The organism is Roseateles sp., from assembly GCF_047654805.1.
In the GTDB taxonomy this organism is placed as follows: Bacteria; Pseudomonadota; Gammaproteobacteria; order Burkholderiales; family Burkholderiaceae_C; genus Pelomonas.
The window spans coordinates 1,326,235-1,344,411 of record NZ_JASGIV010000001.1; the positions used below are offsets into that span (position 1 = coordinate 1,326,235).

At 66.0% G+C, this 18,177-nt stretch carries 16 protein-coding genes and 6 tRNA genes; 19 read left to right on the plus strand and 3 right to left on the minus strand.

Annotated features, from left to right (window positions below):
• The first annotated feature begins 25 nt into the window (after positions 1-25).
• The 17 genes from truA to QM732_RS06055 all read left to right on the plus strand — a co-directional run bounded on the left by truA (position 26) and on the right by QM732_RS06055 (position 12,111).
• Positions 26-808 (plus strand): tRNA pseudouridine(38-40) synthase TruA, encoded by a 783-nt coding sequence (gene truA / locus QM732_RS05975; RefSeq protein WP_415655271.1) that lies wholly within the window; start codon positions 26-28, stop codon positions 806-808.
• Positions 805-1,434 carry a phosphoribosylanthranilate isomerase gene (locus QM732_RS05980; protein ID WP_415655272.1) on the plus strand — a complete coding sequence of 210 codons (630 nt, stop codon included), beginning with the start codon at positions 805-807 and terminating at the stop codon, positions 1,432-1,434. Before truA ends, QM732_RS05980 begins: the two co-directional genes overlap by 4 nt.
• Before the next feature lie 11 nt (positions 1,435-1,445).
• Complete coding sequence (gene trpB / locus QM732_RS05985; RefSeq protein ID WP_415655273.1) at positions 1,446-2,708, plus strand: tryptophan synthase subunit beta; 1,263 nt, start codon at positions 1,446-1,448, stop codon at positions 2,706-2,708.
• Positions 2,705-3,508 carry a tryptophan synthase subunit alpha gene (trpA, locus tag QM732_RS05990; RefSeq protein WP_415655274.1) on the plus strand — a complete coding sequence of 268 codons (804 nt, stop codon included), beginning with the start codon at positions 2,705-2,707 and terminating at the stop codon, positions 3,506-3,508. Before trpB ends, trpA begins: the two co-directional genes overlap by 4 nt.
• 2 nt (positions 3,509-3,510) lie before the next feature.
• Positions 3,511-4,383 (plus strand): acetyl-CoA carboxylase, carboxyltransferase subunit beta, encoded by an 873-nt coding sequence (gene accD, locus QM732_RS05995; RefSeq protein WP_415655275.1) that lies wholly within the window; start codon positions 3,511-3,513, stop codon positions 4,381-4,383.
• A gap of 59 nt (positions 4,384-4,442) precedes the next feature.
• Positions 4,443-5,753 carry a bifunctional tetrahydrofolate synthase/dihydrofolate synthase gene (gene folC, locus QM732_RS06000; protein WP_415655276.1) on the plus strand — a complete coding sequence of 437 codons (1,311 nt, stop codon included), beginning with the start codon at positions 4,443-4,445 and terminating at the stop codon, positions 5,751-5,753.
• Between the two features lie 15 nt (positions 5,754-5,768).
• Complete coding sequence (locus QM732_RS06005; protein WP_415655277.1) at positions 5,769-6,578, plus strand: SPOR domain-containing protein; 810 nt, start codon at positions 5,769-5,771, stop codon at positions 6,576-6,578.
• Between the two features lie 10 nt (positions 6,579-6,588).
• A complete protein-coding gene (locus QM732_RS06010; RefSeq protein ID WP_415655278.1) occupies positions 6,589-7,122 on the plus strand; it encodes a CvpA family protein in 534 nt (177 codons plus the stop codon).
• 11 nt (positions 7,123-7,133) lie between these two features.
• Entirely contained in the window at positions 7,134-8,645 is a 1,512-nt protein-coding gene (purF, locus tag QM732_RS06015) for an amidophosphoribosyltransferase (protein WP_415655279.1), read from the plus strand.
• A 13-nt stretch (positions 8,646-8,658) separates the two neighbouring features.
• Positions 8,659-9,897: an O-succinylhomoserine sulfhydrylase gene (locus QM732_RS06020; RefSeq protein WP_415655280.1), complete on the plus strand. Its 1,239-nt coding sequence runs from the start codon at positions 8,659-8,661 to the stop codon at positions 9,895-9,897.
• A complete protein-coding gene (gene gltX / locus QM732_RS06025) occupies positions 9,894-11,297 on the plus strand; it encodes a glutamate--tRNA ligase (RefSeq protein WP_415655281.1) in 1,404 nt (467 codons plus the stop codon). Before QM732_RS06020 ends, gltX begins: the two co-directional genes overlap by 4 nt.
• Before the next feature lie 76 nt (positions 11,298-11,373).
• Positions 11,374-11,449, plus strand: a tRNA-Ala gene (locus tag QM732_RS06030).
• A gap of 50 nt (positions 11,450-11,499) precedes the next feature.
• Positions 11,500-11,575 (plus strand) — tRNA-Glu (locus QM732_RS06035).
• A 52-nt stretch (positions 11,576-11,627) separates the two neighbouring features.
• Positions 11,628-11,704 (plus strand) — tRNA-Asp (locus QM732_RS06040).
• A gap of 75 nt (positions 11,705-11,779) precedes the next feature.
• Positions 11,780-11,855, plus strand: a tRNA-Ala gene (locus tag QM732_RS06045).
• A 51-nt stretch (positions 11,856-11,906) separates the two neighbouring features.
• Positions 11,907-11,982, plus strand: a tRNA-Glu gene (locus QM732_RS06050).
• 52 nt (positions 11,983-12,034) lie between these two features.
• Positions 12,035-12,111 (plus strand) — tRNA-Asp (locus QM732_RS06055).
• Between the two features lie 72 nt (positions 12,112-12,183).
• Here QM732_RS06055 and QM732_RS06060 read toward each other — a convergent pair.
• Positions 12,184-12,444, minus strand: coding sequence for a hypothetical protein (locus tag QM732_RS06060; RefSeq protein WP_415655282.1), 261 nt, complete (start codon positions 12,442-12,444; stop codon positions 12,184-12,186).
• 247 nt (positions 12,445-12,691) lie between these two features.
• Between QM732_RS06060 and QM732_RS06065 the strand changes: the two genes are divergently transcribed.
• Together QM732_RS06065 and QM732_RS06070 are read left to right on the plus strand one after the other, a co-directional pair.
• Positions 12,692-14,587 carry a PAS domain S-box protein gene (locus QM732_RS06065; protein WP_415655283.1) on the plus strand — a complete coding sequence of 632 codons (1,896 nt, stop codon included), beginning with the start codon at positions 12,692-12,694 and terminating at the stop codon, positions 14,585-14,587.
• 4 nt (positions 14,588-14,591) lie between these two features.
• Positions 14,592-15,392 carry a response regulator gene (locus QM732_RS06070; protein WP_415655284.1) on the plus strand — a complete coding sequence of 267 codons (801 nt, stop codon included), beginning with the start codon at positions 14,592-14,594 and terminating at the stop codon, positions 15,390-15,392.
• Positions 15,393-15,425: 33 nt separating this feature from the next.
• Here QM732_RS06070 and QM732_RS06075 read toward each other — a convergent pair whose 3' ends face one another.
• Together QM732_RS06075 and QM732_RS06080 are read right to left on the minus strand one after the other, a co-directional pair.
• Positions 15,426-16,316, minus strand: a complete 891-nt coding sequence (locus tag QM732_RS06075; protein ID WP_415655285.1) for a diguanylate cyclase domain-containing protein — start codon at positions 16,314-16,316, stop codon at positions 15,426-15,428.
• Positions 16,317-16,479: 163 nt separating this feature from the next.
• Positions 16,480-18,168: a methyl-accepting chemotaxis protein gene (locus tag QM732_RS06080; RefSeq protein ID WP_415655286.1), complete on the minus strand. Its 1,689-nt coding sequence runs from the start codon at positions 18,166-18,168 to the stop codon at positions 16,480-16,482.
• Positions 18,169-18,177: the final 9 nt, after the last annotated feature.

Consider the following 18,177-nt stretch of genomic DNA (forward strand, 5'->3'; position numbering starts at 1 on the left):
GCCGGGCGTTTTTACTTGGGAGCCCATGAGAGTCGCACTAGGAGTCAGCTACCGCGGTGGCGGCTACAACGGCTGGCAGAGCCAGCCCGACGGCCGCACCGTGCAGGATGCGCTTGAAAAAGGCCTGTCCGCGTTTGCAGCCCAGCCGGTCCGCACCCTCTGCGCAGGCCGCACCGATGCCGGCGTGCACGGCATCAACCAGGTCGTGCACTTCGACACCGAGGTCGACCGCGAGCCGTTCTCGTGGGTGCGTGGCAGCAACCGCTATCTGCCGCCGGACATCGCCATTCAGTGGTGCCGTTTCCCGGGTGACGACTTCCATGCCCGCAACTCGGCACGTGGCCGGCGCTATGCCTACCTGTTGCTGGAGTCGGCGGTGCGACCAGCCATTGAGTCCGGCCAGTGCGGTTGGGTGTTCCGGCCCCTGGATCAGGCGGCGCTCGAGGCGGCCGCCGAGCGTCTGATCGGCGAGCACGACTTCTCCTCCTTCCGCTCCTCCGAATGCCAGGCCGCGTCGCCGGTGAAGACGCTGCGCGAGATCAGGGTGCAGCGCCGCGGCGTCTACTGGCGCTTCGAATTCGAGGCCAGTGCCTTCCTGCACCACATGGTGCGCAACCTGATGGGCTGCCTCCTTGCCGTCGGCAGCGGCACCCGCTCGCCGGACTGGGTCAGCGAGGTGCTGGCGGCCCGCGACCGCAAGGTGGCTGCGCCGACCTTTGCCCCTGACGGGCTCTATTTCCTCGGCCCGACCTACGATGCCGAGCTGGACATCCCGCGGCATGTGGCCGCGCTCGACTGGCTCCCATGACCCGAATCAAGATCTGCGGCCTCACCCGTGAAGCCGATGTTGAAGCCGCCATCGAGGCCGGTGCGGACGCCATCGGCTTCGTCTTCTATGCCAAGAGCCCGCGCGCCGTGACGCCGCAGCGGGCGAGGGCGCTGGCGCGTCTGTTGCCGCCGTTCGTCACGCCGGTGGGGTTGTTCGTCAACGCGACCGATGCCGAGCTACAGGCGGGCTTGGCTGCGCTGCCCAACATGCTGGTGCAGTTCCACGGCGACGAGGCGCCCGCCGACTGTGACCGTGTCCAGCGCCCCTATCTGCGCGCCGCTCGCATGGCGCCGGGGGTCGATTTGCTAGACTTCGCTGCAAGTTTCTCCAATGCCCAGGCCATCCTGCTCGACGCTCACGTCGACGGCTATGGCGGCGGCGGCAAGGTCTTTGATTGGTCACTCGTTCCTCCAAGCGTCAGCTCTCGCCTCGTTTTGTCTGGTGGGTTGAGTGCTGCCAACGTAGCCGATGGCATCGCGCGGGTGCGGCCCTGGGCCGTTGACGTGAGCTCCGGCGTCGAGGTGTCCAAGGGCATCAAGAGCGCCGACCTGATCCACGAGTTCTGCATCGCAGTGCGACGCGCCGATGCAGAACTGACCCGCTAGGAAGACCAACCATGTTCACCTATGACCAGCCCGACGCGACCGGGCATTTCCGCCATGCCGGAACGCCAACCTATGGCGGCAGCTTTGTTTCCGAGACCCTCGTCCATGCCCTGGACCAGTTGAAGGACGCGTACGCGCACTACCAGCACGATGCCGAGTTCCTCGCCGAGTTCAAGAAGGAGCTCAAGCACTTCGTCGGCCGCCCGAGCCCGATCTATCACGCCGATCGTCTGAGCCGCGAACTGGGCGGCGCGCAGATCTACCTGAAGCGTGAGGACCTCAACCACACCGGTGCGCACAAGATCAACAACGTCATCGGCCAGGCGCTGCTGGCCAAGCGCATGGGCAAGCCGCGCGTCATCGCCGAGACTGGTGCGGGCCAGCATGGCGTGGCCACCGCCACGATCTGCGCGCGCTACGGTCTGGAGTGCGTGGTCTACATGGGCAGCGAGGACGTCAAGCGCCAATCTCCCAACGTCTACCGCATGAAGCTGCTCGGTGCGACCGTCGTGCCGGTGGAGTCCGGCAGCAAGACGCTGAAGGACGCGCTCAATGAGGCGATGCGCGACTGGGTCACCAACGTCGAGAACACCTTCTACATCATCGGCACCGTGGCCGGCCCGCACCCCTATCCGATGATGGTGCGCGACTTCCAGCGCGTCATCGGCTTGGAATGCCTGGAGCAGATGCCCGAACTTGCCGGGCGCCAGCCGGATGCTGTCATTGCCTGCGTGGGCGGCGGCAGCAATGCCATCGGCATCTTCCACCCCTACATCCCGCACGAGAACGTCCGCCTCATCGGCGTCGAGGCCGAAGGGCAGGGTGTCGCCAGCGGCAAGCACGCCGCGACGCTGACGGCCGGCAGCCCTGGTGTGCTGCATGGCAACCGCACCTATCTGCTGCAGGACGAGGATGGCCAGATCATCGAGACGCACTCGATCTCCGCCGGCCTGGACTATCCCGGCGTCGGCCCTGAGCACGCCCATCTGAAAGACATCGGCCGCGCCGAGTACGTCGGCATTACCGACGCGCAGGCACTTGCCGCCTTCCATCGGCTGTGCCGCACCGAGGGCATCATCCCGGCACTCGAATCCAGTCATGCCGTCGCGCACGCGATCAAGCTAGCGCCGACTCTGTCCAAGGACAAGGTGCTGCTCGTGAACCTGAGCGGTCGCGGCGACAAGGACATCGGTACCGTCGCCGACCTGTCGGGCGCCGCCTATTTCGACCGGCCGTCTCAGGCCGGCGAAAAGGTCAAGGGAGGCGCGCAATGAGCCGTATCCAGGCAACGTTCGATGCGCTGAAGGCCAGTGGCCGCAAGGCGCTTATCCCCTTCGTCACCGCCGGCGACCCGCATCCGGGCGCGACCGTCGAGCTGCTGCTGGCCATGGCCGAGGCAGGCGCAGACGTCATCGAGCTGGGCGTGCCGTTCTCCGACCCCATGGCCGACGGTCCCGTCATCCAGCGGGCTGGCGAGCGGGCGTTGAAGAACGGCATCGGCCTGCGCAAGGTGCTGGCTTATGTGCGCGAGTTCCGTGTTCGCAACCCGACAACGCCGCTGGTGCTGATGGGCTACGCCAACCCGGTCGAGCACTACGGGCTGGATGCCTTCGTGGCTGATGCTGCTGCGGTCGGCGTGGACGGCGTGCTTATCGTTGACTACCCGCCGGAGGAGTGCCAGGAGTTTGCGGCCAAGCTTCGCGCGGCGGGCATGGATGCCATCTTCCTGCTCGCGCCCACTTCCACCGAGGCGCGCATGGCCCAGGTCGGCCAGCTCGCGAGCGGCTATGTCTACTACGTGTCGCTGAAAGGCGTGACCGGCGCAGGCCACCTGAACACGGCAGCCGTGGCCGAGGCCGTGCCGCGTATCCGTCGGCACGTCAGCGTGCCGGTTGGGGTCGGTTTCGGCATCCGCGACGGCGCTACGGCACGGGCTGTGGCGGACGTCTCGGACGCGGTCGTCATCGGCTCCAAGCTGGTCGAACTGCTGGAGTGCCAGCCAGCCGATAATGTTGCCCTGACCGGCGCGGCCTTCATCCGAGAGATCCGCGCTGCACTCGACAAAAAGGACTGACCATGAGTTGGCTCGACAAACTGCTCCCGCCCAAGATCCAGCAGGGCGATCCGGCGGACCGCCGCACGGTGCCGGAAGGCCTGTGGATCAAATGCCCGAGCTGCGAGACGGTGCTCTACAAGACCGACCTGGAGCAGAACATCAACGTCTGCCCCAAGTGCTCGCACCACCACCGCATCGGCGCGCGTGCGCGCCTTGACGCCTTCCTGGATGGGGAGGGCCGCTACGAGATCGGCCAGGAGGTGCTGCCCGTCGACGCGCTGAAGTTCAAGGACAGCAAGAAGTATCCCGACCGCCTGAAGGAAGCGCTGGAGACCACCGGCGAGACTGACGCGCTGGTCGTCATGGGTGGCGCCATCATGAGCGTGCCGGTCGTCGCGGCCTGCTTCGAGTTCGACTTCATGGGCGGCTCCATGGGGTCCGTCGTCGGTGAGCGTTTCGTGCGCGGCGTCGAGACGGCCATCGAGCAGAAGACGCCCTTCATCTGCTTTACCGCCACCGGTGGCGCGCGGATGCAGGAAGGCCTGCTGAGCCTGATGCAGATGGCCAAGACCAACGCGTCGCTGACGCGCCTGGCCAAGGCCAAGCTGCCCTACATCAGCGTGCTGACCGATCCGACCATGGGCGGCGTGTCGGCCTCGTTCGCCTTTGTCGGCGACATCGTGCTGGCCGAGCCCAAGGCGCTGATCGGCTTCGCAGGCCCGCGCGTCATCGAGAACACCGTGCGCGAGAAGCTGCCGCCGGGCTTCCAGCGTGCCGAGTTCCTGATGGAGAAGGGCGCCGTCGACATGATCGTGGACCGCCGCCAGCTGCGCGAGACCATTGCGCGCCAGCTCGCCATGCTGCAGCGCCAGAGCGCCGACGCGGTGGCCTGACCCTCGTCACGACAGTTCCAAGCCAGGCCCCGTGCCTGGCTTTTGTTTTTTGATTCGCCATGACGCTTGAAGACTGGCTCGCCCATTGCGAGCGCCTGCATCCCAAGACCATCGACATGACGCTGGACCGCGTCAAGGCGGTGAAGGAGCGGCTCGGCATCGCCTTCGACTGTCCCACCGTCGTCGTCGCGGGCACCAACGGCAAGGGCTCGACCTGCGCGATGCTGGAGTCCATCGCGCTGCACGCCGGCTACCGCGTGGGCCTCTACATCAAGCCCCACCTCGTGCACTTCCAGGAGCGCTGCCGCGTGGGCGGCGCACCCGTAGCGGCGGAGTCGCTGGAGCCGCATTTCGAGGCCGTCGAAGCGGCGCGCGGGGATATCACGTTGACCTATTTCGAGTTCACGACCCTGGCCATCATGCGGCGCTTGCAGCATGAGCCACTGGACCTGGTCATCCTCGAAGTGGGCCTGGGTGGCCGGCTGGACGCGGTCAACGTCATCGACGCGGACTGCGCCATCATCACCAGCATCGACCTGGACCACACCGAGTTCCTTGGCCCGGACCGTGAGAGCGTAGGCCGTGAGAAGGCCGGCATCATGCGTACCGGCCGGCCGGTGGTCGTCAGCGACCCCATGCCGCCCGCTTCGCTGGCTGAGCGCGCGCTGGAGATAGGCGCTGAGCTTCGCCAACTGGGCCGCGACTTCAGCTTCAGCGGCGACCGTACGCAATGGCAGTGGGCGGGGCGCGACAAGCGCTTCTCCGGCATGGCCTACCCGGCGCTGCGCGGCGTGAATCAACTGCTGAACGCGTCCGGTGTGCTGGCCGCCTTCGAGGCGCTGGCGCAGCGTCTGCCCATCAGTGCCCAGGCCGTGCGCACGGGTCTGGCGCTGGTGGAGCTGCCGGGGCGCTTCCAGGTGCTCGCCGGCCAGCCCGCCGTGGTGCTGGATGTGGCGCACAACCCGCATGCGGTGGCCGCGCTGGCGCAGAACCTCGACCAGATGGGCTTCTTCCCGCGCACGCACGCTGTTTTTGGTGCGATGGCAGATAAGGACCTGGCCGGCATCCTGGCCCGGGTTGCGCCGCTGGTGGATGTCTGGCACTTCACCGACCTGCCCATAGCGCGCGCCGCCACGGCCGTTCAGCTGGAGGCGTCCTTCCTCGGCGCCGGCCTCAAGACGCCGCCAGATGTGACGACGCATACCCATGCAAGCCCTCTCGAAGCCCTGCACGCTGCGGCGGCCGGGGCTACCACGGCCGATAGAATCCTGGTCTTTGGATCCTTCTACACCGTGGGAGGCGTGCTGCAGCAGGGCATCCCGCGCGTGACAGCCGGCGCCGTCGAGCCCAAGCCTCCCACCCTCCACTGAAGCCAGACGCCGCCGATGGGCCTGTTTTCCTTCCTCAAGCGCGATGACGCCGCCGCCGCGGCGGCGCCTAAGAAGTCGGCCAAGTCCGGCGCCAAGGCTCCTGCAGCCGACGACGTGCAGGTGCTGCGCGTCCGTGCCCGCCGCCGCCTCATCGGCGCGGCCGTGCTGGTTGCGGCCGGTGTGGTGGGCTTCCCGCTGATTTTCGAGAGCCAGCCGCGGCCTATTCCCGTGGACCTGCCCATCGATATCCCGCGCAAGGAAACCGCGCCGCCGCTGGCCGTGCCCACGCGCGAGCCGCTGGTGCAGACTGAGCCGGCGTCGACGCCGGAGTCCGTGGCGGCCACGGCTCGTCCGCCAGCGGCCGAGAAAGTCGTCGAAAGGCCGGTCGAGAAGCCGGTCGAGAAGCCGGTCGAGAAGCCCGTGGAGAAGAGCACAGAAAGGCCGGTGGCCGAGAAGCCGCAGGACAAGCCGCCTGCCAAGGTCGCCGAGAAGCATCCCGAGAAGCCGGCCGACAAGCCCAAGGCCCATGCCGCCGACGGCGCCCGTGCCCAGGCGCTGCTGGACGGCAGGGAACCCGCTGCTGCGCCTGCCGCGGCTGGTCGCTTCATCGTGCAGGTGGGGGCCTACGGTGAGAACAAGGCCGCGCAAGACATGCGCAACAAGGTCGAGAAGCTGGGCCTCAAGACCTACGCCCAGGCCGTAGACACGGCCGACGGCCGCCGCGTGCGCGTGCGGCTGGGGCCTTTTGCCAGCCGCGACGAGGCCGAGCGCGCTGCCGCCAAGCTCAAGGGTGCGGGCCTGCCCGGCGCCATCCTGACGCTGTAAGGATGCGGTCGTGGACATCGCGCTGAGCTGGGTCGACCTCGCGCTGCTCGCGCTGCTGCTGATCTCCATCGGCATCGGCTTGTGGCGCGGCCTCGTGTTCGAGGTCATGTCGCTGGCCGGATGGGTCGTCGCCTATTTCGCCGCGCCGCCGCTGGCGCCCGTCGTGGAGGCCATGCTGCCCGAGGGCAAGTTCGGCCCGGCGGCGCTGCATCTCGTTGCGCTGGTGCTGGCCTTCTGTTTCGTCCTGATTGTCTGGAGCCTGGCCACGCGACTCGTCAAGATGCTGATCCATGCCACGCCGCTGTCCGTGCTGGACCGCCTCGGTGGCGCCGGTTTCGGGGCGTTGCGTGGCGTATTCATCGCACTGCTGCTGGTGCTGGTGATCGGCGCGTCGCCGCTGGCCCAGTCCACCACCTGGCAGGCCTCGCGCGCCGCGCCGGTGCTGACTGGCGTGCTGCACGACATCGGGCCGCTGCTGCCCGAACCCGTTGCCCGTTTTATTTCCCGCTCGATGACCCCATCTGAGGCGGAATCGACCGAATAAGGACCCCTGCCATGTGCGGCATCGTCGGCACTCTCGCTGCCTCTCCCGTCAACCAGTTGCTCTACGACTCGCTGCTGCTACTGCAGCACCGTGGACAGGACGCGGCCGGCATCGTCACCATGCAGGGCCACAAGTGCTTCATGCACAAGGCGCGCGGCATGGTGCGCGACGTCTTCCGCACCCGCAACATGCGCGCGCTGCCCGGCAATATCGGCCTGGGCCAGGTTCGCTACCCGACGGCCGGCAACGCCTACAGCGAGGAGGAGGCTCAGCCCTTCTACGTGAACGCGCCCTTCGGCATCGTCCTGGTGCACAACGGCAACCTGACCAATGCCCACGCATTGAAGGAAGAGCTGTTCGCCGTTGACCACCGTCACATCAACACAGAGAGTGACACGGAGGTGCTGATCAATGTGCTGGCGCACGAGCTGCAGCAGGCCGCACGCGACCTGCCGCTGACGCCCAAGGAGATCTTCTCCGCGGTGCGCGCGGTGCAAAAGCGCATCAAGGGCAGCTACGCCGTCATCGCGCTGATCGCCGGCTACGGCCTGCTTGCCTTCCGCGACCCATTCGGCATCCGTCCGCTGTGCTTCGGTCGTTCGGTGAACGGCGACTTCATGGTAGCCAGCGAGAGCGTCTCCCTGGAAGGTACGGGCCACCAGCTGGAGCGCGACGTGGCGCCTGGCGAGGCCTTGTTCATCGACATGGCAGGTCAGCTCTACACCGAGCAGTGCAACGACAGCCCCGCGCTCAATCCCTGCATGTTCGAGTTCGTCTACCTGGCGCGTCCGGACTCGGTGATGGACGGCATCTCGGTTTACCAGGCGCGGCTCAACATGGGCGAAACGCTGGCGCAGCGCGTCATCTCGACCATGCCGCCCAACGAGATCGACGTCGTCATCCCCATCCCTGAGAGCAGCCGCCCGTCGGCCATGCAACTGGCCCACCGTATCGGCAAGCCCTACCGTGAGGGCTTCGTGAAGAACCGCTACGTGGGCCGCACGTTCATCATGCCGGGGCAGGGCGCGCGCAAGAAAAGCGTGCGCCAGAAGCTCAATGCGATCGGGCTGGAGTTCAAGAACCGCAATGTGCTGCTGGTGGACGACTCCATCGTGCGTGGCACGACGTCCAAGGAGATCGTGCAGATGGCGCGGGACGCCGGCGCTCGCAAGGTCTACCTGGCCTCGGCCGCGCCGCCCGTGCGCTTCCCCAACGTCTATGGCATCGACATGCCGACGCAGGAGGAGCTGATCGCTCACGGTCGCACCATCGAGGAGATCCGCCAGTACATCGGCGCCGATGCGCTGATCTACCAGGATGTAGACGCTATGAAGCGCGTCGTCGCTGCGCTGCACCCTGGCCTGGCCGGGTTCGAGGCAAGCTGTTTCGACGGCCACTACGTGACTGGCGACGTCAGCCTGGCGGACTTCGCTGCCATGCGTGAGCAGCGCACCAGTCAGCCGGGCGACGAGGATGCCGACGCGCGCAGCCGGCTGGCGCTGCAAAGCGGCAGCGAGCCGTGAAGGGGCTGAACGCATGAGCGACAACGTCCACCGCCCCCTGCCTGAAGGCCTGCGGCCCGAGACCCTGGCCGTACGCACGGCTTTGGCGCCCAGCCAGCACGGCGAGAACTCCGAGGCGCTGTTCCTGACGACCGCTTATGTGCAGTCGGACGCCGAGACCTCGGCGCGCAAGTTCTCCAACTCCGAGGACTTCACCTACTCGCGCACCAGCAACCCCACCGTGCGCAGCCTGGAGGCCCGCCTGGCCGCGATGGAAGGCACCGAGGCAGCCATCGCGACCTCCACCGGCATGAGCGCCATCCTGCTGCTGGGCATGGGCGTGCTGAAGGCTGGCGACCACGTTGTCTGTTCGCGCTCGGTGTTCGGCTCGACGATCAACCTGTTCGCCAAGGAGTTCGGTAAGTTCGGCGTCGAGACGACTTTTGTTTCGCAGACGGACCTGGCCGAATGGCGCGCGGCCATCAAGCCGACGACCAAGCTCTTCTTCGCCGAGACTCCCACGAACCCGTTGACCGAGATCTGCGACATCCGCGCGCTGGCCGAGCTCGCTCACGGCGCAGGCGCAATCCTGGCGGTCGACAACACCTACTCGACGCCGGCGCTGCAGCGCCCTGCCCAGATGGGGGCCGACATCGTCATGCATTCGGCCACCAAGTACATGGACGGCCAGGGGCGCGTGATGGCCGGCGCGCTGTGCGGCCCGAACAAGCTGATCCGTGATGTCTTCGGCCCCATTCTGCGGACTGTGGGCATGACGCTGGCGCCGTTCAACGCGTGGGTGGTGCTGAAGGGGCTGGAGACCCTGTCGCTGCGCATGAAGGCGCAGAGCGAGCAGGCATTGGCTATCGCGCGCTGGCTGGAGGGCCGACCCGAAGTCGCGCGTGTGCATTACCCGGGGCTGCCGTCCCACCCGCAGCACGAACTTGCCATGCGCCAGCAAAGCGGGCAGGGCGGGGCGGTGGTGTCCTTCGACGTGAAGGGCCAGGGTGGAGATGATGGGCCGGAGGCTGCGCGCGCCGCGGCCTTCCACGTCATCGACAGCACCCGTGTCGTCTCCATCGCCACGAACCTGGGCGACACCAAGACCATCATCACCCACCCCGCGACGACCTCGCATGGCCGCCTCACCGAGGCGCAGCGTCAGGCCGCGGGCATCGGCCAGGGCCTGATCCGCCTGGCCGTCGGTCTCGAGCACGTCGACGACATCTGCGACGACCTGCTGCGCGGCCTTTCCACTCTGACGACCCGATGACTTCCACTTTCGACAAGGTCCGCACGCGCATCGCGCCATCGCCGACCGGCTTCCTGCACCTGGGTACGGCCCGCACGGCCCTGTACTCCTGGGCCTATGCCCGCCATCATGGTGGCGAGTTCGTGCTGCGCATCGAGGACACCGACGTGGCCCGCTCCACGCAGGACTCGGTGGACCAGATCATCGCGGCGATGAACTGGCTGGGCCTCTCCTACGACGAGGGCCCGATCTATCAGATGCAGCGGTTGGAGCGCTACCAGGCGGTCATCGAGCAACTGATTGCCGAAGGCAAGGCCTACCGCTGCTACGCGACGCCGGAAGAGCTCGACGCCATGCGCGAGGCCCAGCGAGCCCGCGGCGAGAAGACGCTGTACGACCGCCGCTGGCGCCCCGAGGCCGGCAAGACGTTGCCGGCGCCGCCCGAGGGCGTGAAGCCCGTCGTGCGCTTCGCCAATCCCGTCGAAGGCGACGTGAGCTGGGACGACCTGGTCAAGGGCCGGATCACCATCAACAACCGTGAGATCGACGATCTCATCATCGCCCGCACCGATGGTGTGCCTACCTACAACTTCGCCGTCGTCGTCGACGACTGGGACATGCGCATCAGCCATGTGTTCCGCGGCGACGAGCACGTCAACAACACACCCTGGCAGATAAACATCTTCAATGCGCTGGGGGCACCACTGCCGCAGTTCGGCCACCTGCCCATCATCCTGGGTGACGATGGCCTGAAGCTGTCAAAGCGCCGTGGCGCCGTCAGCGTCATGGACTATGCCGCCAACGGCTACCTGCCCGAGGGCATGCTGAACTATCTGGCGCGCCTGGGCTGGAGCCATGGCGACGACGAGCTCTTCAGCGCTGAGCAGATGGTGTCCTGGTTCGACGGTTCCCATCTGTCCAAGAGCCCGGCGCAGTGGGACCCGGCCAAGCTGGACTGGGTCAACGGCCACTACGTGAAGCAGATCGACGAGGGGCGGCTGGCCGAACTGGTCGTGGCGCAACTGGCGGCCAAAGGCATTGTGGCCAACGTCGACCAGGTCCGGCCCAAGGTTGGCCTGTTCAAGGACCGCTGCGCCACGGTGGCTGCGCTGGCTGATTGGCTGTCGATGTACTTCGCGCCCATCACGCCGGCGGCCGAGGACTTGGCGACGCACGTCACCGATGCCGTCCGCCCGGCCATCGCCATGCTCGAACTGCGGCTGGCAGGCCTGACCGACTGGAGCAAGGCCGGTATCCAGCAGGCGCTGAAGGAAACCCTTGCCGCCGCCGGACTCAAGATGCCGCAGTTGGCCGTTCCGGTGCGGGTGCTGGTGTGCGGTCGCGCGCAGACGCCGAGCCTGGACGCCGTGCTCGAACACTTCGACAAGAAAAAAGTCCTCGAACGCTTGCAAACGCTCTGATTTTCGTCATATACTCTTGGTCTCGCTTGAACAGCGCTGTTAACGAAGAAGCCGCTAGCGGTTGAATCGAAAACACGGGGGTATAGCTCAGCTGGGAGAGCGCTTGCATGGCATGCAAGAGGTCAGCGGTTCGATCCCGCTTACCTCCACCAGAGTCCTTATAAGATTCTGATTGGCGCGCGGTTCAAGTCGCGAAGGTTTAGTCCCCTTCGTCTAGAGGCCTAGGACACCACCCTTTCACGGTGATTACAGGGGTTCGAATCCCCTAGGGGACGCCAAGTTTGATGAGCTTGGATATTGTCGAAAGACGGTATCGAATTCATCCCACGCGGAGTGGTAGTTCAGTTGGTTAGAATACCGGCCTGTCACGCCGGGGGTCGCGGGTTCGAGCCCCGTCCACTCCGCCAAGGATTCCATCGGGTCCGCCCGATAAGCGAACGGCCAATTTATTGGCCGTTTGTTTTTTGCGACCGGTTTGCGCCGGGGGTATAGCTCAGCTGGGAGAGCGCTTGCATGGCATGCAAGAGGTCAGCGGTTCGATCCCGCTTACCTCCACCAATATCCTCTTGAGGGTGTTGAGTGGCACGCAGTTCAGGTTTTAAAAATTCAGTCCCCTTCGTCTAGAGGCCTAGGACACCACCCTTTCACGGTGATTACAGGGGTTCGAATCCCCTAGGGGACGCCAAGTTTGATGAGCTTGGATATTGTCGAAAGACGATATTGAATTCATCCCACGCGGAGTGGTAGTTCAGTTGGTTAGAATACCGGCCTGTCACGCCGGGGGTCGCGGGTTCGAGCCCCGTCCACTCCGCCATAAATAGCAATGCGCCGAAGCCCTCGCGGGATTCGGCGCATTTTGTTTTTTGGCTGCGCGGGGAATTGGACGTCAGGAGACGCCGCGTGAGGGTGCCGGCGCCGTGCCTGCGTCGTCACTTCCACCGCCGCTGCCATGGGCTTGCGGGCTGGTCGTGCCAGCGGCCGGGCGCGATTCGGTGGGGGTGGTGCGTGGTGCTTCAGCGGTGCTTCGCTTGCCGCTGACGACCAGGCGCGCCAGCTTGACGACTTCGCTGGCTTGTGCGGGCAGCCCCCCAGCCACCAGGCCAAGCGCCAGGCACAGGCTGATCCATCCTCTGAGCAGTCGCGTCATCGTCACCTCCCGCCTCGCGGACAGCAAGGCACACGTTGCAGTGTTCAGCAGTCGAGGCTGCCGAACCAGCGTCGCGCGACGAATTGCGGTTTCCCGGGGATGAATTGCGGTTGGGCGGGACGCGGTCGACCGTGGAAGCCCAGACAGGCAGCGAGCGGCGGGGGAGGGGGCGATCCTTGGCGCCGACTGACTGCTTGCATAACCCTTCAGTAAGGCGCCCAATGCCGTAGTTGCAAACACGGCAACTGTGCTGCACGTGATCGCCACGCCGTTCGAGCGTTGTGTGGGAGGACTCGCCATGACAGGAGCAGCCGAACTGTTGGCCGCACGGCTTGCGCAAGAGTCGCCGGATGCACTGGTTGCTACCGGGCTGGACGGGCGTGTCGTGTGGTGGAACGCTGCGGCCGAAGCAATGTTCGGTTACCGGCGTGATGAGGCAATGGGCCAGCGTCTGGAGGAGTTGCTGACTCCTTCGGGGCAAAGCGAGATGGCGAGCGACGGGCGTAGCGCCGAGGTCGTGCGCCGCTGCAAGGACGGCTCCATGATCTACGTGCTGGCCTCGGTACGTCAGTTAGATACCTCTGACGGAGGCGCTGGCAGTCGAGCACATCGCATGGTCGATATCACGCCGATGAGGGTGCAGCGTGATGCCGGCTTGATCGCCTCGCGCTATCACGACCTGCTCGAATCGATGCCGGATGCGATCGTGATCGTCAATGGCATCGGTCGCATCGTTTTCGCCAACGGACAGGCTGAGGCCGTCTTTGGCTACCGTCGCGACGAGGTCACGGGGTGGCCGCTGGAGATGCTGATGCCGGAGCGCTTCCGCGATGCGCATGTCGGGCACAGGCTGCATTACATGACGCAGTCGCGGTCGCGGACGCGAGAGATGGGCCTGGGTCTGGAGTTGTATGGCCTGCGCAAGAGCGGCGAAGAGTTCCCAGTCGAAATCAGCCTGAGTCCACTGGAGACAGAGGCTGGCCGCATGGGCATGAGCGCGATCCGTGACATGACCTATCGGCGCAAGGCCGAGCAGAAATTCCGCAGCTTGCTTGAATCAGCGCCAGATGCGATCGTCATCGTGGACCGGCAAGGCGACATCGTGCTGGTCAATACCCAGACCGAGCGGCTTTTTGGCTACCCACGTACCGAACTGCTGGGGCAATCGGTGGACATCCTGGTGCCCGAGCGCTTCCGTGACAAGCACCCGAAGCACAGGACGCGATTCATCGCCGATCCGAATGTGCGGCCGATGGGCGAGGGGCTGGAGCTGCTCGGGCGACGCCGTGACGGCTCTGAGTTCCCGGTCGAGATCAGCCTGAGCCCACTGGAGACGGAGGAGGGCACGCTTGTCAGCAGTTCGATCCGTGATATCTCCGAACGCCGCCGGGTCGAGCATGCGCTGCAGGAGAAGAACATCGAACTGGCGCGTGCCAATGAAGCCAAGGACAGGTTCCTGGCCACCATGAGCCACGAGTTGCGTACACCGTTGAATGGGGTCATCGGCTTCACGGGCCTGCTGCTGATGAAGCTGCCGGGGCCGCTGACGGCAGATCAGGAAAAGCAGCTGACCATGGTGCAGTCAAGCGCCAAGCACCTGCTGTCTCTGATCAACGATCTGCTCGACCTCGCCAAGATCGACTCCGGGAATGTGGAGATGAAGCTGATGCCGGTGGGCTGCCGCGCGTTGGTGGAAGAGGTGGTGGCCACGCTGCGCCCGGCGGCCGAGGGCAAGGGCCTGCGCCTGCTGGTGCGAATGCCCGATGGCGCCATCGAGGCGCACACCAATCGGCGCGCGTTGCACCAGATCCTGCTCAACCTGGTGAACAACGCCATCAAGTTCACCGAGGCCGGCTCGGTCTTGCTGGAGGTCAGCCTGACCGAGCGGGAGCAGCGCCGCTGTGTCGAACTGGCTGTCGCGGATACCGGCGCAGGCATCTCCGCGCAGGACCAGGCAACGCTGTTCCAGGCCTTCACGCGCGTCGGCACGACTACGGTGCGGGCTCGCACCGAGGGAACGGGGTTGGGGCTGTACCTGAGCCGAAAACTGGCCGAGCTGCTGGGCGGCTTCATCGAGTTGCAGAGCGAGCCAGGCCGAGGCAGTCGGTTCACGCTGGTGCTGCCCGACACGGAAAGGGGCTGAGGGCATGGGTGCACGCGTGCTGATCGTCGAAGACAACGCGATGAATCGCGAGCTGATGGACTACCTGCTGCGTGCGTTCGGCTTCGAGACGCTGACGGCGGTGGATGGGCGTATCGCGCTGGACATCGCGCGGCGCGAGAGGCTAGACCTGATCCTGTGCGACATCCAGATGCCTGAAATGGACGGGATCGAGTTCGCCCGTCTTGCCAAGGCGGATCCGGAGCTGCGCAGCGTGCCGTTGGTGGCGGTGACTGCGTTCGCGATGGTGGGTGACCGCGAGCGCATGATGGGCCACGGCTTTGACGGGTACATCTCCAAGCCCCTCGAGCCGTTGAGTTTCATCGAGGCAGTCAATCAGCTGCTCCCCACGAGTCTGCGCCGTCAGGAGGATGCCGCCGGCTCTGTGCCGCTGGAGGCGTCCACGGCACCTGCGCAGGCGCCGAGCATCCTGGTCGTCGACGATTCGCCGATGAACCTTCAGCTCAAACGTGATCTGCTGCAGCCGCATGGTTACGAGGTGCTGACGGCGCTGACGCCCACGCATGGGCTGCGCATTGCGCGAGATCGCCTGCCGGCGCTCATCATCTCGGATGTCGGAATGAGCGAAGGCAGCGGCTTCGACTTCATCCGTGCGGTGAAAGCCGACCCGGTGCTGCGCGACATTCCGTTCATCTTCCTGTCGTCCACTCACTGGAACGATGCCTCGCGCGTGCTCGGGCTGGAGCTCGGGGCCGTGCGGTACCTGCTGCGCCCGATGGAGCCAGCACTGCTGCTCGCGGAGATCGAGGCCAGCATGCACCCCTGACGATTCGCGCCGCGCTTTTGGATGGCCGGATCGTCAGTGCGCCGTTGTTGCCGCGCAGGCAGGACCTGCGTCGATGGCGCTGGGCTCGGTCGAGAAGAAGGCGAAACCGTCGCGGCCCGCGTTCTTGGCGCGATAGAGAGCGATGTCCGCACTCTTCATCAGGGCCCGTTCTTCGGTGCCGTCGCGTGGAAACGTGCTGATGCCGATGCTGCAGGTGACATGAAGGTCTTGGCCGCCAACGCGAAATGGCTCTGCCAGCGCGGTATGGACCTGATGCGCGATGTTGCGCAGCCATGGGGTCGCGTTGCACTGCGGTACGAGGATCACGAACTCGTCACCACCCAGGCGCGCAACCGGTGTCTCGGCATCGAGGTGCGTGCGAAGCCGATCGGCGATCTCGCGAAGCACGGCGTCGCCGATGTCGTGCCCCAGTGTGTCGTTGATGTTCTTGAATCCGTCGATATCCATGAACAGGAGTCCGGCGCCATGGCCTTCCAGCGCAGCGTGGCTGAGCGCCCGCGCCATCAGCTTCGTCAACTGAGAGCGATTGGCCAACTCCGTCAGCGGATCGGTGCGCGCAAGGTACTCCGCTTGGCAAGCGGCTTTCGTCGCGCGCTCCGCCTGCTGTTGCAGCACCTTGCGGGTCTGCCCGACCTTGTCGGCCATGTCGTTGAAATCGCGCACCAGTCCGGCGAGCGGATTCGTTCCGTCCAGCGGCTCGACGCGGACTGCAGTGTCGTTCGCGGCGAGTGCGAGGACACCCTGGCGGAGTCGATCGATGCCAGACGCCAGTTGGCGGGCGGTTCGGTAGGCGAAGGCGCTGATACCGATGACCGCCGCGAGGCCGCAGCCACCGATGGCGCAGATCACCCAGAAGCCGCTGCCCCGGCCGCCAGCGGCGGCCATCAGCGTCAGCAGGGCCATGCAGGCGGCGCCCGCCGCCGGGAGCAGCCGGTTCAGGATGGCTGCGCTGCCAAAGGAAGCTTCGGCGGCCGATGGAGCGGGGGCGGGCCGCTGCGGTGCATTGAGCTTGAGAGCGCCGGATCGCATGACGTCTCCTGTGTTGTGTCGCGAGGGAAGGCTGGCCTCAGAAGTTCGTCCACTGGCCGTCGCCGGTGGACGGTGATGAAGCCACCAGCTTGTGGGGGGCTGGTCGGCGCACGGGAGACTGTGCATGGCGGCTTGCCATCGGCGACGAGCGGGGGGCCGGGGCGGCGTCGGCCATGTCACCGGCCTTGACGCGGAAGACCGTGACGGCTTGGACCAGCGCATCGGCCTGCTGGCGCAGGCTCTCCGCGGCTGCCGCGCTCTCCTCGACCAGCGCCGCGTTCTGCTGCGTTGCCTGGTCCATCTGCGCAACAGCCTCGCTGACCTGGCCGACGCCCAGCATCTGCTCGCGGCTGCCCGCCGCGATCTCGCCGACGATGTCGTTGACGCGCTGCACGGCGGCCTTGACCTCCAGCATGGTGTTGCCGGCCTGATCCACCAGCGTCGTGCCGCTGGCAACCCGTTCGACGCTGCTCGCAATCAGCTGCTTGACCTGCCGAGCCGCTTCGGCCGAGCGCTGGGCCAGGGAGCGCACCTCGCTGGCGACGACCGCGAATCCCCGGCCTTGCTCACCGGCGCGGGCGGCCTCGACGGCGGCGTTCAGGGCCAGGATGTTGGTCTGGAAGGCGATGCCATCGATCACGGAGATGATGTCCTCGACCTGGCGCGAGGCTTGCTCGATCTGGCGCATCGTCTGCACCATGTCGCCGACGACGCTGCTGCCGCGGTCCGCCACGCCCGAGGCTTGCTGGGCAAGCTGGCAGGCCTGGGCTGCGTTGTCTGCGTTGTTCTGCGCGGCGCTGTTGATCTCCTCCATGGAGGCCGCGGTCTGCTGCAGCGACGAAGCCTGCTGTTCGGTGCGTGAGCTCAGGTCTGCATTGCCTTGGCTGATCTCGGCACTGGCGGTGGCCACGCTCTCCGCGTTCTGCCGCACGCCGTGGACGAGTCCGGACAGCTGGCCTCGCATGGCGGACATGGCTTGCAGCATCTGCGTCACCTCGTCCCCACCGCTGAGCTCGAATTGATGGGTCAGATCGCCCGCAGCGAATCGTTCGGCTGCGGTGGCAGCCTGGCCGACGCGGCGGCGCATGTCGGCAGCGATGCTCCAAGCCAGCGCCAGGCCGATGCCGATCGACAGCGCCGTGGCGACGCCCACGCTGATCAGGGACTGGCGATAGACCTGCTCGGCGTGTGCGATCTCTGCGGTGGCGCCATCGCGGTTGAGCTTGACCAGCTGCTGGGTCGCCTCGCGGAACTTCGCGCCCTGCTCGAGCATGTGGCTGGTGTTGTAACCCTCTGCATCGTCGAGCCGCCCGGCCTGGATCAGGCGCAGCATTTCGTCGGACTGCAGATGGAAGGTGCGAGCCTCTTCCTGCATGCGCTCCGCAAGCTGGCGCTCCTCGTCGCTGCTGATCAGCGGCAGATAGGTGGCAATCGCCTTGTCCAGGAGGTCCATGTCCCGGCTCCGCGCTGCGAGGTGCTGCGCTCGTTCTGCGTCGCTGTGGGTGGTGAGCAGTTGGATGTCGTCCACGCGCACGGCTTCCAGCGCCGCCTTGATTTCCGTAGTCGCCGCTACGCTGGGCAGCCAGTTGCTGGACAGCTCGTCGGCATTGCCCTTGATCGAGTGGAGTTGCCAGACGGACAACAGTGCCAGCACGAAGGTCAGCAACAGCACAGCCCCGAAGGCCAGCAGCAGCCTGGAACGCAGGTTCAGGTTTTTCGTGAACATGATTGGATT